Genomic DNA, 12,429 nt, shown 5'->3' on the forward strand with positions numbered 1-12,429 from the left:
CTGCTCACGGCGCCCCGATCGGGGCGCAAACTTAGGTGACCCTAACAAACAGATGGTGAGGATGCACTCCTGTACCATCGGTTAGCCTTACCTAAAAGCAGTACCAGTCGGAGGTGCGATGCGAACAGACCCCGGAGGGATCGCTCTCACGCGACGCCCGCCACACACGGGCCGCGCCCTCGGCCTCTTGGCCGCCCTCGGTGTCCTCGTCCTCCTGTGCCTGCTGAGCGTCTGGCTCGGGTCCAAGGAGATCTCGTTCGGTGCCGTCTGGCAGGTGCTGTGGCACGACGACGGCTCCGCGGACGCCGTGATCATCCACAGTGTCCGGATGCCGCGGACGCTGCTCGCGGTGCTCGTCGGCGCCGGCCTCGGGCTCGCCGGCACGGTGATGCAGGCGCTGACCCGCAACCCCCTCGCCGACCCGGGCCTGCTCGGCGTCAGCGCCGGGGCCGCGTTCGCGATCGTCTTCTCGATCACCGTGCTGGGGATCAGCTCGCTCTACGGCTACATCTGGTTCGCCTTCGCCGGCGCGCTCCTCGCCACCGCCGTCGTCTACTACCTCGGCACGCGCGGGCGAGCCGGGTCGAGCCCAGTCAAGCTCGCCCTCGCGGGCGCCGCGGTCACGGCGCTGCTCTCGTCGTTCACCAGCGCGATGGTGCTGTCGGACCCGGTGGCGCTCAACCGCTACCGCTTCTGGTCCGCCGGCTCGCTTTCCGGGGTGGACGCGAACGCGTTGCTGCAGGTGCTGCCGTTCCTCGTCATCGGGGTGGTGCTGGCGATCGCGAGCGGCCCGGCGCTCAACAGCCTCGCCCTCGGTGACGACGTCGCGATCGCGCTCGGCCGGAAGCTCGGTCCGCTGCGGCTGCGCGGCGCCTTGGCGATCACGCTGCTGACCGGCGCGGCCGTCGCCGTCGCCGGGCCGATCGTGTTCCTCGGCCTGATCGTCCCGCACGCGGTGCGCTTCGTGATCGGCCCGGACCACCGCTGGCTGCTGCCCTACACCGCCGTCCTCGCGCCGTGCCTGCTCCTGGCCGCCGACATCCTGGGCCGGATCATGGCGCGGCCCAGCGAGATCCGCGCGGGCGTGATCGTCGCGTTCCTCGGCGCGCCGTTCTTCATCTACCTGGTCCGCCGCCGCAAGCTCGTGGAGTCCTGACGTGAGCCTGCTCCAGCTGCGGCGAGACCGCGTCACCTTCCGCTTCACCAGGCCGCCCGTGTCCGGTCGGGTCCGGCCCCGCATGCTGCTCGTCTCCGTGATCCTCGCGGTGCTCGCGATCGTCCTGTTCTGCGTGGGCATGACAATCGGCGACGTGCCGATGACGGTGTCCGACGTGCTGTCCGGCCTGTTCGGCGGCAGCGACGGCGGGAATGGCTACATCGTGCAGGAGCTGCGGCTGCCCCGGGCGCTGACCGGGCTGCTGGCCGGGCTCGCGTTCGGCGCGTCCGGCGCGGTGTTCCAGACCATCACCCGCAACCCCTTGGCCAGCCCGGACATGATCGGCATCAACGCGGGCGCGGCGACGGCCGTGGTCGCCGGGATCGCGTTCGGTTTCGGCGGCGGGCTCGGCACCACGACGCTCGGCCTCCTCGGGGGCCTGTTCACGGCGCTGCTGGTCTACGCGCTGGCGTGGCGGCGCGGCACGACCGGGTACCGGATCCTGCTGGTGGGCATCGGGATCTTCGCGATGTGCACCAGCCTCACCGACTACCTGCTGAGCAAGGCGCAGATCACCGAGGCGCAGGCGTCGATCGGCTGGCTGGTCGGCAACCTCGCCAACCGCGGCTGGGAGCACGTCGTCCCGCTGTTCGCCGCGCTCGTCGTGCTGTTCCCCCTGGTGCTGGCGCTGTCGCGGTGGATGCAGACGCTGCTGCTCGGCGACGACGTGGCCGCCGGGCTCGGCACGCCGGTGCAGCCGGTCCGGCTCGGCTTGCTGCTGGCCGGCGCCGGGCTGGTCGCGTTCGCGACGGCGTCGGCGGGCCCGATCTCGTTCGTCGCGCTGACTTCGCCGCAGATCGCGCAGCGGCTCGCCCGGCTCTCGTCGCCGCCGATCACGGCGTCGGCGCTCACCGGCGCGGTCGTGGTGCTGGGCAGCGACATCATCGCGCGCTCGCTGACGGCGTCGGCGCTCCCGGTCGGCATCGTGACCGGTGTGCTCGGCGCACCCGTGCTGCTTTGGCTGCTGGCCAGGGCCAACCGATCCGGCTCCGGAGGCTGAAAAGATGACACCGTCCTTGCGGGTGCAGGACCTGCGCGTCGCCTACGACGACCGCGTCGTCATCGACGGCCTCGACCTCGACATCCCGCCGGAGCAGATCACCGCGATCGTCGGGCCGAACGCGTGCGGGAAGTCGACGCTGCTGCGGACGCTCGCCCGGCTGCTCACGCCGAAGTCGGGCGGGGTGTACCTCGATGGCCGCTCGATCTACGACCTGCCCACGCGCCAGGTCGCCCAGCGCCTCGGGATCCTGCCGCAGTCTCCGGTGGCGCCCGAGGGCATGACGGTGGCGGACCTCGTCGGCCGCGGCCGCGCCCCGCACCAGAGCTGGTGGCGGCAGTGGTCCACATCGGACGAAGGCGCGGTCCGGGCGGCGCTGGAGGCGACATCCATGACCGATCTCGCCGACCGTCCGGTGGACGAGCTTTCCGGCGGTCAGCGCCAGCGCGCGTGGATCGCGATGGCGGTCGCGCAGGGCACGCCGGTGCTGCTGCTGGACGAGCCCACGACGTACCTCGACCTGGCCCACCAGATCGACGTGCTCGACCTCGTGGTCGACCTCAACCGCGGCGAAGGCCGGACGGTGGTCATGGTGCTGCACGACCTGCCGCAGGCGTGCCGCTACGCCGACCACGTGATCGCGATGAAGTCCGGGCGGATCGTGGCGTCGGGCAAGCCGGTGGAGGTCATCACGGAGGAACTCGTCGACGAGGTCTTCGACGTGCGCTGCCAGGTGACGCCGGATCCGATCAGCGGGACGCCGATGGTGATCCCGATCAGCCGCCACCACCCGGCGCCGGTGAACTAGCGCTATCCTGGGGGCTCTCGCCGACTCCGGCACTCTCCCCTTCCAGGAAGCTGGTACCTGTGTACGTGCTGCCCGAAAAGACCGTCGGCCCCGAGCGCGAGCTGCTCGAGGCCATGCTCGACCGCAACCGGCGCGCGCTCGTCGACAACGCGCGGGACCTGTCGGAAAGCGACGCCCACAAGCGGTTGGTGTCGTCCCTGACCACGCCGATCAGCCTGGTCAAGCACGCCGCCGTCGCCGAGCGCCGCTGGTTCCAGTGGCTGGTGGCCGGCCTGGACGAGTCCGAATGCGACGGGCCGTCGACCCCCGGCGACGCGAGTTTCGCCGTCGCCGAGGACGAGACGGTGGCCGACGTGATCGCCGAGTACGAGCGGACGAGCGCGCGCTCCCGCGAAATCGCGGCGGGCTTCTCGCTCGACGACCGGTGGACGCACCCGGTCGTCGGCGAAGTCAGCCTGCGGTTCATCTACCTGTTCCTGATCGAGGAGTTCGCCCGCCACACCGGCCACAGCGACATCCTCCGGGAACAGATCACCGCGCGCTGACGGCGTACTCCCCCTCGGGCGCCGCGACCACCCGGCGCTCCACAATGGACTGCAGGATCTCCCCCACCCGCACCGCGGTGTTCGACAGCAGCGACGACGTGATCCCGTGCGTGTGCTCGGTACCGCCCTGCAGGTAGATCCCGCCGCGCAGGGGCGGCTCCGTCGCGAGCCGGTAGTCGCGCGTCACCCGGAGGCGGCCTTCGTCGTCACGCAGGCAGCGCGCGCCGAGCTCGCCCAGCAGCGGCGTCGGGTCCGCCGGCCGGTAGCCCGTCGCGTAGACGACCGCGTCGGCGTCCAGCACCGTCCGCTCGCCTGACGTCAGGGACTCGATGGTGACCGTTCCCGTGTCGGTCACCTCGACCGGGCGCGAGACGTTGAACAGCCGCAACCGCTCCACGCCCAGCACCTTCTCGCGGTACATCCGGCGGTACAGCTCGTCGATCAGGTCGACGTCGACGGCCGAGTAGTTCGTCGCGCCGTGGTAGCGCATCAGGCGGTCTTTGACCGGCTCGCCCGCGCGGTAGAACCGGTCGACGGCGTCCGGGTCGAAGATCCGGTTCGCGAACGAGCTGTCGTCGGCCGGGCTGTAGCCGTAGCGCGCGAACACCGCGCACACCTCGGCGTGCGGGAACTCGTCGTGCAGCAGGGCGGCGACCTCCGCGGCGCTCTGCCCGGCGCCGACCACGACGAACCGCTTCGGATCGGTCGCGCGCAAGGCCTCCACGCGGAACAGCAGCTCGCTGTTGTGCCAGATCCGCTCGCCGGCGGTGACGCCCTCGGGCAGCTGGGGCCGCAAGCCCGTGCCCACCACCAGGTTCCGGGCGCGCAACGACGAGCCGTCCGACGCCTCGACGTCGAAGTACGCGATCTCGTCGCCGTCGTGGACCGGCTTCACCGCGACGATCTCGGTGCCGTAGGAGACGACGTCGTCGACCTTCGCGGCCGCCCACTCGAAGTAGTCGTGGAACTCGACGCGCAGCGGGAACAGGTTCTTGTGGTTGATGAAGTCGACCAGCCGATCGGCCGCGTGCAGGTAGTTGAGGAAGCTGAACTCGCTGGTCGGGTTCCGCATCGTGACCAGGTCCTTGAGGAACGACACCTGCATGGTCGCGGTGTCGATCAGCATCCCGCGGTGCCAGCCGAAGCGCGGCTGCCGCTCGAGGAAGTGCGCGGTCACCGGCTCCCCCGGGCCGGCGTTGTGCTCGGCGAGAGCGATGGCGAGGGCCAGGTTCGACGGGCCGAAGCCCACCCCGACGACGTCGTAGATCGGGATCCGTTCGCCGGCCTCTGCAGTCATGTTGCTCCCTTGCGCGCTCCGGTACGTTCAGGGAACCCTAACCTAACTTAGGCGAGCCTCGCCTAGTACGTTCGTGGTGATGTTCGTCCCCCGATCATGAAAGGCACTCTCGAATGCGCGTGGCGATGTTCGGCTACCAGACCTGGGGGCACCGGACCCTCCAGGCGCTCATCGACGCCGGTCACGAGGTCGCCCTGGTGGTCACGCACCCGAAGAGCGACCACGCCTACGAGCGGATCTGGGCCGACTCGGTCGCCGACCTCGCCGAGGCCCACGGCATCCGCGTCCTGCTGCGCGACCGCCCCGACGACGCCGAGCTGCTCGCCGAGCTGAAGGTGGCGGACCTCGACCTGATCGTGGCGAACAACTGGCGCACGTGGCTGCCACCGGAGATCTTCGAACTGCCGCGCCACGGCACCCTGAACATCCACGACTCGCTCCTGCCGTCCTACGCGGGTTTCTCGCCGCTGATCTGGGCGATGATCAACGGCGAGCCGGAGGTCGGCGTGACGGCCCACATGATGGACGGCGAGCTCGACGCGGGCGACATCGTCCTGCAACGCGCGATCCCGGTCGGCCCGGCGGACACGACGACGGACCTGTTCCACCGCACGGTCGACCTGATCGCACCGATCACGGCCGAGGCGATCTCGAAGATCGAGACCGGCTACACGCCGGTGCCGCAGGACCGCACGAAGGCCAGCTTCTTCCACAAGCGCGCGGCCCGCGACAGCCTCATCGACTGGACTTCGCCACCCGCCGACATCGAGCGTTTCGTGCGCGCGCTGTCCGACCCGTACCCGAACGCGTTCACCTTCCACCGGGGCGAACGGCTGCGGATCCTCCGGGCGTCGGTATCCCAGGGCCATTACGGGGGCACGCCGGGCCGGATCTTCATCCGGGAGGGCGAGGGGGTGGTGATCGTCGCCGGGCCGGACGCGCGGCGCGGTCAGTCTTCGGGGCTGGTCGTGGAGCAGGTCCGGACGGCCGATGGCACGGACCTGCCTGCGCACGAGTATTTCAAGACGATGGGCGGGTATCTGACGGACCGGCCTTGACCGGTCCGTTTTCCTTGCCCGGCCCGGTCTCCGGCGGCCGCGGATCGGCGGCGTCCGGCAGACCGGGCAGGGTCCGGACGATCGTGTCCTGAGCCCACCGTTCGCTGAATCCGGCGAGGAACGCCAGGCCGGCGAAGAACAAGACCTTTTCGCCCGAGCCGGAGGTCGCGATCGGCAGCAACCCGCCGGTGACGAGCACGAACACGACCGCCCCGAACACCGCGCCGATGATGGACCGGAAGGCGCCCGACAGGACCGTGACGAACCGACCCTGGTCCATGTCGATCTGCACCTTCCGCCGGTTCGTGATCCGCACCATCACGCTTACCATCGCCCCGATCCCGCCACAAGCCAGGCAAAAGCCGACCGACGACCGCTGCTCGTCCGGCAGCGGCAGCAGCACCGCCGCGTAAACCGCGAGCGCGACGGCGATCGCTCCGAGAAAGATTCCGGAGAGGTAGCGGATCAACGCGGATTTCATCGCGGCGACGGAAGCGTAGTCCTCGATCTGCCGGGTTTCCTTCTTCGCCGAGGCGGCCGCGGCCGAGATCCGCGCCGACTCCTCCTGAGACCGGACTTCGCGCGACGGCATCGCGTCGAGGACCGCCAGCAGGTGGGCGCCCGTGGTGTAGAGGCCCCGAGTCACGATCTCCTGGACCCGTCCGCGCAGCAACACCGCGTACTTCCGCTCGACCCGCCGGGCGGACCGGAAGACATCGTCGAACTCTTGCGTGCTTTTGGCCGGATCGTAGAACAGCCGGGTTTTGTACACGACGCCGCCCGATCGGCGCTTGCGTTCCTGAGCCACCAGCAGCAACGCGGCGGGAAACTCGAGCGCGTAGTACTCCTCGAGGATGCGCCCCTGCTCGTCTTGGAACGCCGCGCGCAGCCGCTCGAAATCCGGACGGCCTTCCTTCTGGTGGGCGACGATCAGATCGTGCACCGACGGCGACTCGACTCCGGCAGCGTTTCCGTATTTCATTGTCCTACCTCCCCGACCTCTGTCCCGCAGAATCCCTCGTTCCCGGATCCCTGTTACGGAGTGCAGGACACGAATCAAAATACCGCCCGAAGGAGCGCCCTTTCGGACGAACGAGGTCACGCCCCAGTCACCGGGACACCCCTTGGCCCCCGGCCACCCCGGCGCCAGGATGGCCCGTATGGGCGAGATCAGCTTCCTCGAGGACCACCGCACCTGGGTGCTCACCGGCGAATCGAGCACCTACGCCCTGCGGCTCGACGAGGACGACGTCCCGACCCACGTCTACTGGGGCCCGAAGCTCCACGCCCAAGACATCCCGGAACTCACCCCGCAAACCCTCCCCTGGTGGGACGGCTTCAACGACCCCAACGAAGGCCTCGACGAACTCGCCGCGGACGGCGGGACCAGGTACTGGACCCCCGCCCTGCAAATCCGCTTCCACGACGGCACCCGCGCCCTCGAATGGCGCTACCGAACCCACGAGATCACGAACGACCACCTCGAGATCCACTTCGAAGACCGCCACTACCCGCTCCGGATCACCCTCCACTACCGCCTGAAAACCGACGTCCTCGAACGCTGGCTCGAACTGACCGCCGACACCGACGTCGAGGTCACCAGGGCCGACTCCGCGACCTGGGTACTGCCCGTCCAGGACGACTACCGGTTCAGCCACGTCACCGGCCGCTGGGCCGCGGAAACCCAGCTCCACCGCACCTCTGCGCCCCACGGCGAAACCACGTTCGCCAGCCGTCGAGGGATCACCGGGCACCACGCCAACCCCTGGGTCATGGTCGACGACGGCACCGCCACCGAGCGCCACGGCGAGGTCTACGGCGTCGCCCTCGCCTGGAGTGGCTCCTGGCGCCTCACCGCCACCCGTTCGTCCACCGGCCGGCTGACCGTCAGCGGCGGCTTCGGCCAGGACGGTGTCGTCCACCGCGTCGGGCCGGGAAGATCCCTCACCACGCCGGTGGCGGCCGGGCTCTACACCAATGGCGGATTCGGCGCTGCAAGCCGCGCCTGGCACGCGTACGTCAAGATGCACGTCCTTTCCCACCCGCGAGAACTGCGTCCCGTGCTCTACAACTCTTGGGAGGCAACAGGTTTCGACGTCTCGGAAGCACAACAGCGCGCACTGGCGGAACGCGCCGCCGCGCTCGGGGTCGAGCTGTTCGTCATGGACGACGGCTGGTTCGGCGCCCGCACCGGCGACCACGCCGGGCTCGGCGACTGGCACGTCAACCGTGACCGCTTCCCCGACGGCCTCAAACCCCTGGTCGACGCCGTGCACGGGCTCGGCATGCGGTTCGGCATCTGGGTCGAACCGGAGATGGTCAACCCCGACAGCGACCTCTACCGCGCGCACCCGGACTGGGTCCTGCACCACCCGCACCGGCGCCGGTCGGAACTGCGCAACCAGCTCGTCCTCAACTTCGCCCGGCCCGACGTCGCCGGATGGGCCCACGACTGGCTCGACCGGCTCGTCGGCGACCACGGCGTCGACTTCCTCAAGTGGGACATGAACCGCCCGTTCAGCGAAGCGGGCTGGCCGGGCGACGCGGACCCGGACCGCCTGTGGGTCGAGCACACGCGAGCCGTGTACGCGCTCATGGACCGACTCCGGGAAGACCACCCGGGCCTGCGCATCGAGGCGTGCAGCGGTGGGGGCGGCCGGATCGACCTCGGCGTGCTCGCCCGCGCCGACCAGGTCTGGACGTCGGACAACACCGACGCCCTCGACCGGCTGCGGATCCAGCACGGCTACGGCCAGCTCTACCCGGCCCGCGCGATGTCGGCGTGGGTCACCGACAACCCCAATTTCGTCACCGGCCGTGAGGTCCCGCTGCGGTTCCGGTTCCACGTCGCCATGGCCGGCGTGCTCGGCGTCGGCGGCGACATCGTGCACTGGCCCGACGACGACCTCGCGCTCGCCCGCGAGCTGATCGCGCTCTACAAGGAGATCCGGCCCATCGTCCAGCACGGCGCGCTCTACCGGCTGCGGCCGCCCGTCGACGACGGCGTCACCGCGTTCCAGTACGTCCACGAGGACCGGACCGTCGTCTTCGCCTACCGGCAGGCCGCGCACTTCAACGCGCCGGAGCGCCCACTGCGGCTCGACGGCCTCGATCCCGCTGAGCGGTACCTCGATTCCGGCACCGGGACCACGCACAGCGGAGCCGTCCTGCTCGCCCGGGGACTGCCTCTTGGCCTGCCGACCGGCGATTTCGCAAGCACGGTCGTCCGACTGCATCGAAAGATCTGATCTCTCGGTCCGCTATCGACGTTTTCCCGCGGAAGAGTCGCTTGACACCGCATCAGAGGTCCGATCAAATGCCTCGTACATCACATATGGTGGGTGGCATGCGGGAGGAACGATGAGGCGGTCCCTGGCGCTCGGAGCGGCAGTGCTGCTGGCCGTGAGCGGATGCTCGGTCGGCTCGAACACCGGCGGCAGCGGCGGCGATCAGGAGATCACCTTCCTGACCTTCGAGACGCCGAACCTCACCCCGGCCTACTGGGACGCCGCCATCAAGCGCGTCACCGACAAGAACCCGGGGATCAAGGTCAAGAAGCTCGTCGCCCCGACGGCCGACGGGCGGACGTCGTACGCGAAGCAGCTCCTGCAGTCGGGCCAGTTCCCGGACGTGATGATCGCCGTCGACTCGGCGGGGTTCGCCGAGGCGGGCAACCTCTACGCGTGGACGCCAGAAGAGCTCAAGGACTTCCAGTTCCCCGACGCCAACCCGGTGAAGGGCAAGTACTACCAGCTGCCGGCGAACACCCAGACGATCCCGCCGGTCTACTACAACAAGAAGATGTTCGCCGACGCGGGCATCACCACCACCCCGAAGACCTGGGCCGAGCTGGAAACCGACGCCGGCAAGCTGAAGGACAAAGGCCTCGCGCCGTTCACCATCGGCGGCGGCAAGGACGGCTTCCCGTCGTCGATGATCCTTTCCGGTTTGGTCAGCACCGAGGTCTACGCCACGATCCCGGACTGGCTGACCCAGCGTCGCCAGGACAAGGTCAAGTTCACCGACCCCGCGTTCCAGACGGCGTTCTCGAAGCTCGCCGACCTCGCCGCCAAGGGGTACGTGGACAAGACGAGCGTGTCCCGCGACTACGCGGCGACCGAGCAGGCGTTCCTCGACGGCAAGAGCGCGATGTACCCGATGGGCAACTGGTTCGCCGCCAACGCCGACACCAAGAAGCACGACTTCGAGGTCGGTGTATTCAACTTCCCGACCGAGGACGGCAAGCTCGTCGTCCCCGCCTACACCGGCGGCGGCATGATCGTGAACGCCAAGGCCGCGAACCTCGACGCCGCCAAGAAGTTCGCCCTCGGCTTCCAGCTCGACAAGGACCAGCTCGACGCCTCCGTCAAGGCAGACGGCCTGTTCCCGGCGATCAAGGGCTACACCCCGCCCGCGGACGTCGGCCCGACCTTCAAGGCCGGCTACGACCTCTACACCCAGGCCGTGCAGCAGAACGCCGTCGTGCACGCCTTCCGCTGGGAGACCGCCGACGACGGGCTGCTGCCCGGCATGAAGGACAAGGTCGACCAGGCCGCCCAGGACGTCATCACCGGCCGCAAGTCCGTGGCCGACGCGTGCGCGTTCCTGGACACCGAGTGGGCGAAGGCGGGCTGACGCACTTGGCCGCCGTCGTCAGTCCCCCCGCTCCCCCGAAGGCCCGCCGGGCGCCCGCTCGAGGCAGGCGGCGCAAGCCGATCCTGCCGCGGGTGTGGCACTTCGCGTCGTTCGGCGCGCCGGGCGTGCTCGTCTACCTGTGCTTCGTGATGGCCCCGATCCTGATCAGCTTCGGGTACAGCCTGACGAACTACAACCCGTTCAACCCGCCGGTGAAGTTCGTCGGCTTCGACAACTACAAGCTGCTCTTCACCGACGAACAGTTCCTCACCGCGCTGAAGGTCACCACGATCCTGACGCTGATCGTGGTGATCGTGCCGAACGTGCTGGGCCTGGGTGTGGCATTGCTGCTGGACCGGAAAGGCTGGCTCTACAACGCTTTGCGCAGTGTGTTCTTCACCCCGGTCATCCTCAGCTCGGTCGTCGTCTCGATCGTCTGGTCGCGGCTGCTCGACGACCAGGGCCCGCTGAACAACCTCCTGCGGGCGATCGGGATCGAGCACCCGCCCGGCTGGCTGTCCGATCCGGACGTCGCGCTGTACTCGGTCGCGTCGATCGTGTGCTGGCAGATGCTCGGGTTCTGCGTCGTCGTCTACCTCGCCGGGCTGCAGGGCGTCCCGCAGGAACTGCTGGAAGCCGCCGAAATCGACGGCGCCGGGCCACTGCGGCGGTTCCGCGCCGTCACCTGGCCGCTGCTCGCGCCGTCGCTGACGATCAACACGGTCGTGCTGCTGATCTCCGCGTTCAAGACCTACGACTACGTCAAGGTGATCACCAACGGCGGCCCGGGATCCGGGGCCACCGCGACGATCGCGTTCGACGTCCTGCAGACCGGGTTCGACTCGAACCACGTCGGCTACGCGTCCGCGATGGCCGTGCTGATGCTGGTCATCGTCGCGGTCGTGACCACGGTCGTGCTGAACTTCCTGCGCCGCCGGGAGGTGGACCTGTGACCCGGGCCTGGCTGCGACCGTCGGTCGCGCTCGTCGTCAGCGCTGTGTTCTTCGTGCCGCTGTACCTGGTGCTGACGAACGTCGTCAAACAAGGCGACCAGATCGCGAAGTCGCCGGCGTCGCTCCCGCTGCCGCCGACGCTGGCCAACATCCACGCGGTGCTGACCCGCCCGGACGGCCTGTTCTGGGTCAGCCTGACCAACAGCATCGTCGTCACCGTCCTGTCGATCCTGGTGCTGACCGTGCTGTCGGCGCTGCTCGGCCACTACCTGGCGCGCTCGGGCAAGCGGTGGACGAAGGTCCTGACGCTCGTGCTGCTGGCCGGGCTGATGATCCCGCCGCAGGTCATCCTCATCCCGATCACCGACGTCCTGCGCGTGACGCACTTGATGGCGACACTGCAGGGGCTGATCCTGTTCAACGTCGGGTACTACGTGCCGTTCGGGGTCTTCGTGTTCACAGGGTTCATCCGCGGGGTGCCGGTGGAGCTCGAGGAGGCGGCGCTGCTCGACGGCGCGAGCCGGATGCAGGTGTTCTGGCGCGTGGTGTTCCCGCTGCTGCGCCCGGCGACCGCGTCGGTGCTGATCTTCCTCGGCGTGTGGATCTGGAACGACTTCATCGACCCGCTGATCATCCTCGGCCCGAGCCAGGGCACCACGATCACGACCGGCATCTACCGCTCGATCGGCCAGTACCAGGCCGACCTGGGCAGCGTGTTCGCGCTGATGTTCCTGGCCACGCTGCCCGTGCTGATCTTCTACCTGGCTCTGCAGAAGCAGTTCGTCAAGGGCCTGACCGGCGGCGCGACGAAAGGGTGAGCGGTGCTCCCGACCGAGAGCGCCGATCACCCGGGAAAGCGGGCGGCGCTCAATTTCGAGAGCAGTGCTCACGGACGCTCGCGTGCACTGTTCGGAGTC

Annotated in this window: 11 protein-coding genes; 9 read left to right on the forward strand and 2 right to left on the reverse strand. The window is 69.1% G+C overall.

Features of this window, described 5'->3' with window-relative positions:
• Window positions 1–118: 118 nt before the first annotated feature.
• The 4 genes from AB0M59_RS37235 to AB0M59_RS37250 are packed head-to-tail and all read left to right on the forward strand — an operon-like array spanning window position 119 to window position 3,569.
• Entirely contained in the window at window positions 119–1,156 is a 1,038-nt protein-coding gene (locus AB0M59_RS37235; RefSeq protein ID WP_364624830.1) for an iron chelate uptake ABC transporter family permease subunit, read from the forward strand.
• Window position 1,157: 1 nt separating this feature from the next.
• Entirely contained in the window at window positions 1,158–2,216 is a 1,059-nt protein-coding gene (locus tag AB0M59_RS37240; RefSeq protein WP_364624831.1) for an iron chelate uptake ABC transporter family permease subunit, read from the forward strand.
• 4 nt (window positions 2,217–2,220) lie between these two features.
• Window positions 2,221–3,024, forward strand: a complete 804-nt coding sequence (locus AB0M59_RS37245; RefSeq protein WP_364624833.1) for an ABC transporter ATP-binding protein — start codon at window positions 2,221–2,223, stop codon at window positions 3,022–3,024.
• A gap of 59 nt (window positions 3,025–3,083) precedes the next feature.
• A complete protein-coding gene (locus AB0M59_RS37250) occupies window positions 3,084–3,569 on the forward strand; it encodes a DinB family protein (RefSeq protein WP_364624835.1) in 486 nt (161 codons plus the stop codon).
• Here AB0M59_RS37250 and AB0M59_RS37255 read toward each other — a convergent pair.
• Complete coding sequence (locus AB0M59_RS37255) at window positions 3,556–4,866, reverse strand: lysine N(6)-hydroxylase/L-ornithine N(5)-oxygenase family protein (protein ID WP_364624837.1); 1,311 nt, start codon at window positions 4,864–4,866, stop codon at window positions 3,556–3,558. The genes AB0M59_RS37250 and AB0M59_RS37255 overlap by 14 nt on opposite strands.
• A gap of 113 nt (window positions 4,867–4,979) precedes the next feature.
• Here AB0M59_RS37255 and AB0M59_RS37260 point away from each other — a divergent pair, with 113 nt between their 5' ends.
• The gene (locus AB0M59_RS37260) at window positions 4,980–5,924 is read left to right on the forward strand and encodes a methionyl-tRNA formyltransferase (RefSeq protein ID WP_364624839.1); all 945 of its coding nucleotides are present in this window, start codon (window positions 4,980–4,982) and stop codon (window positions 5,922–5,924) included.
• On the opposite strand, the gene AB0M59_RS37265 is transcribed toward AB0M59_RS37260, so the two are convergent.
• The gene (locus AB0M59_RS37265) at window positions 5,887–7,131 is read right to left on the reverse strand and encodes a hypothetical protein (protein ID WP_364624841.1); all 1,245 of its coding nucleotides are present in this window, start codon (window positions 7,129–7,131) and stop codon (window positions 5,887–5,889) included. The two genes, AB0M59_RS37260 and AB0M59_RS37265, sit on opposite strands and share 38 nt — an antisense overlap.
• Between AB0M59_RS37265 and AB0M59_RS37270 the strand changes: the two genes are divergently transcribed.
• From AB0M59_RS37270 to AB0M59_RS37285, 4 genes are all read left to right on the forward strand, one after another.
• Window positions 7,085–9,172: an alpha-galactosidase gene (locus AB0M59_RS37270; protein ID WP_364624843.1), complete on the forward strand. Its 2,088-nt coding sequence runs from the start codon at window positions 7,085–7,087 to the stop codon at window positions 9,170–9,172. The two genes, AB0M59_RS37265 and AB0M59_RS37270, sit on opposite strands and share 47 nt — an antisense overlap.
• 112 nt (window positions 9,173–9,284) lie before the next feature.
• On the forward strand, window positions 9,285–10,559 hold the full coding sequence (locus AB0M59_RS37275; protein ID WP_364624845.1) for an extracellular solute-binding protein: 1,275 nt from the start codon (window positions 9,285–9,287) through the stop codon (window positions 10,557–10,559).
• Entirely contained in the window at window positions 10,541–11,512 is a 972-nt protein-coding gene (locus AB0M59_RS37280; RefSeq protein WP_364624847.1) for a sugar ABC transporter permease, read from the forward strand. The genes AB0M59_RS37275 and AB0M59_RS37280 overlap by 19 nt, the downstream gene beginning before the upstream one ends.
• On the forward strand, window positions 11,509–12,330 hold the full coding sequence (locus tag AB0M59_RS37285) for a carbohydrate ABC transporter permease (protein WP_364624849.1): 822 nt from the start codon (window positions 11,509–11,511) through the stop codon (window positions 12,328–12,330). The genes AB0M59_RS37280 and AB0M59_RS37285 overlap by 4 nt, the downstream gene beginning before the upstream one ends.
• Window positions 12,331–12,429 lie beyond the last annotated feature (99 nt).

This window comes from Amycolatopsis sp. NPDC051371, assembly GCF_040682155.1.
In the GTDB taxonomy this organism is placed as follows: Bacteria; Actinomycetota; Actinomycetes; order Mycobacteriales; family Pseudonocardiaceae; genus Amycolatopsis.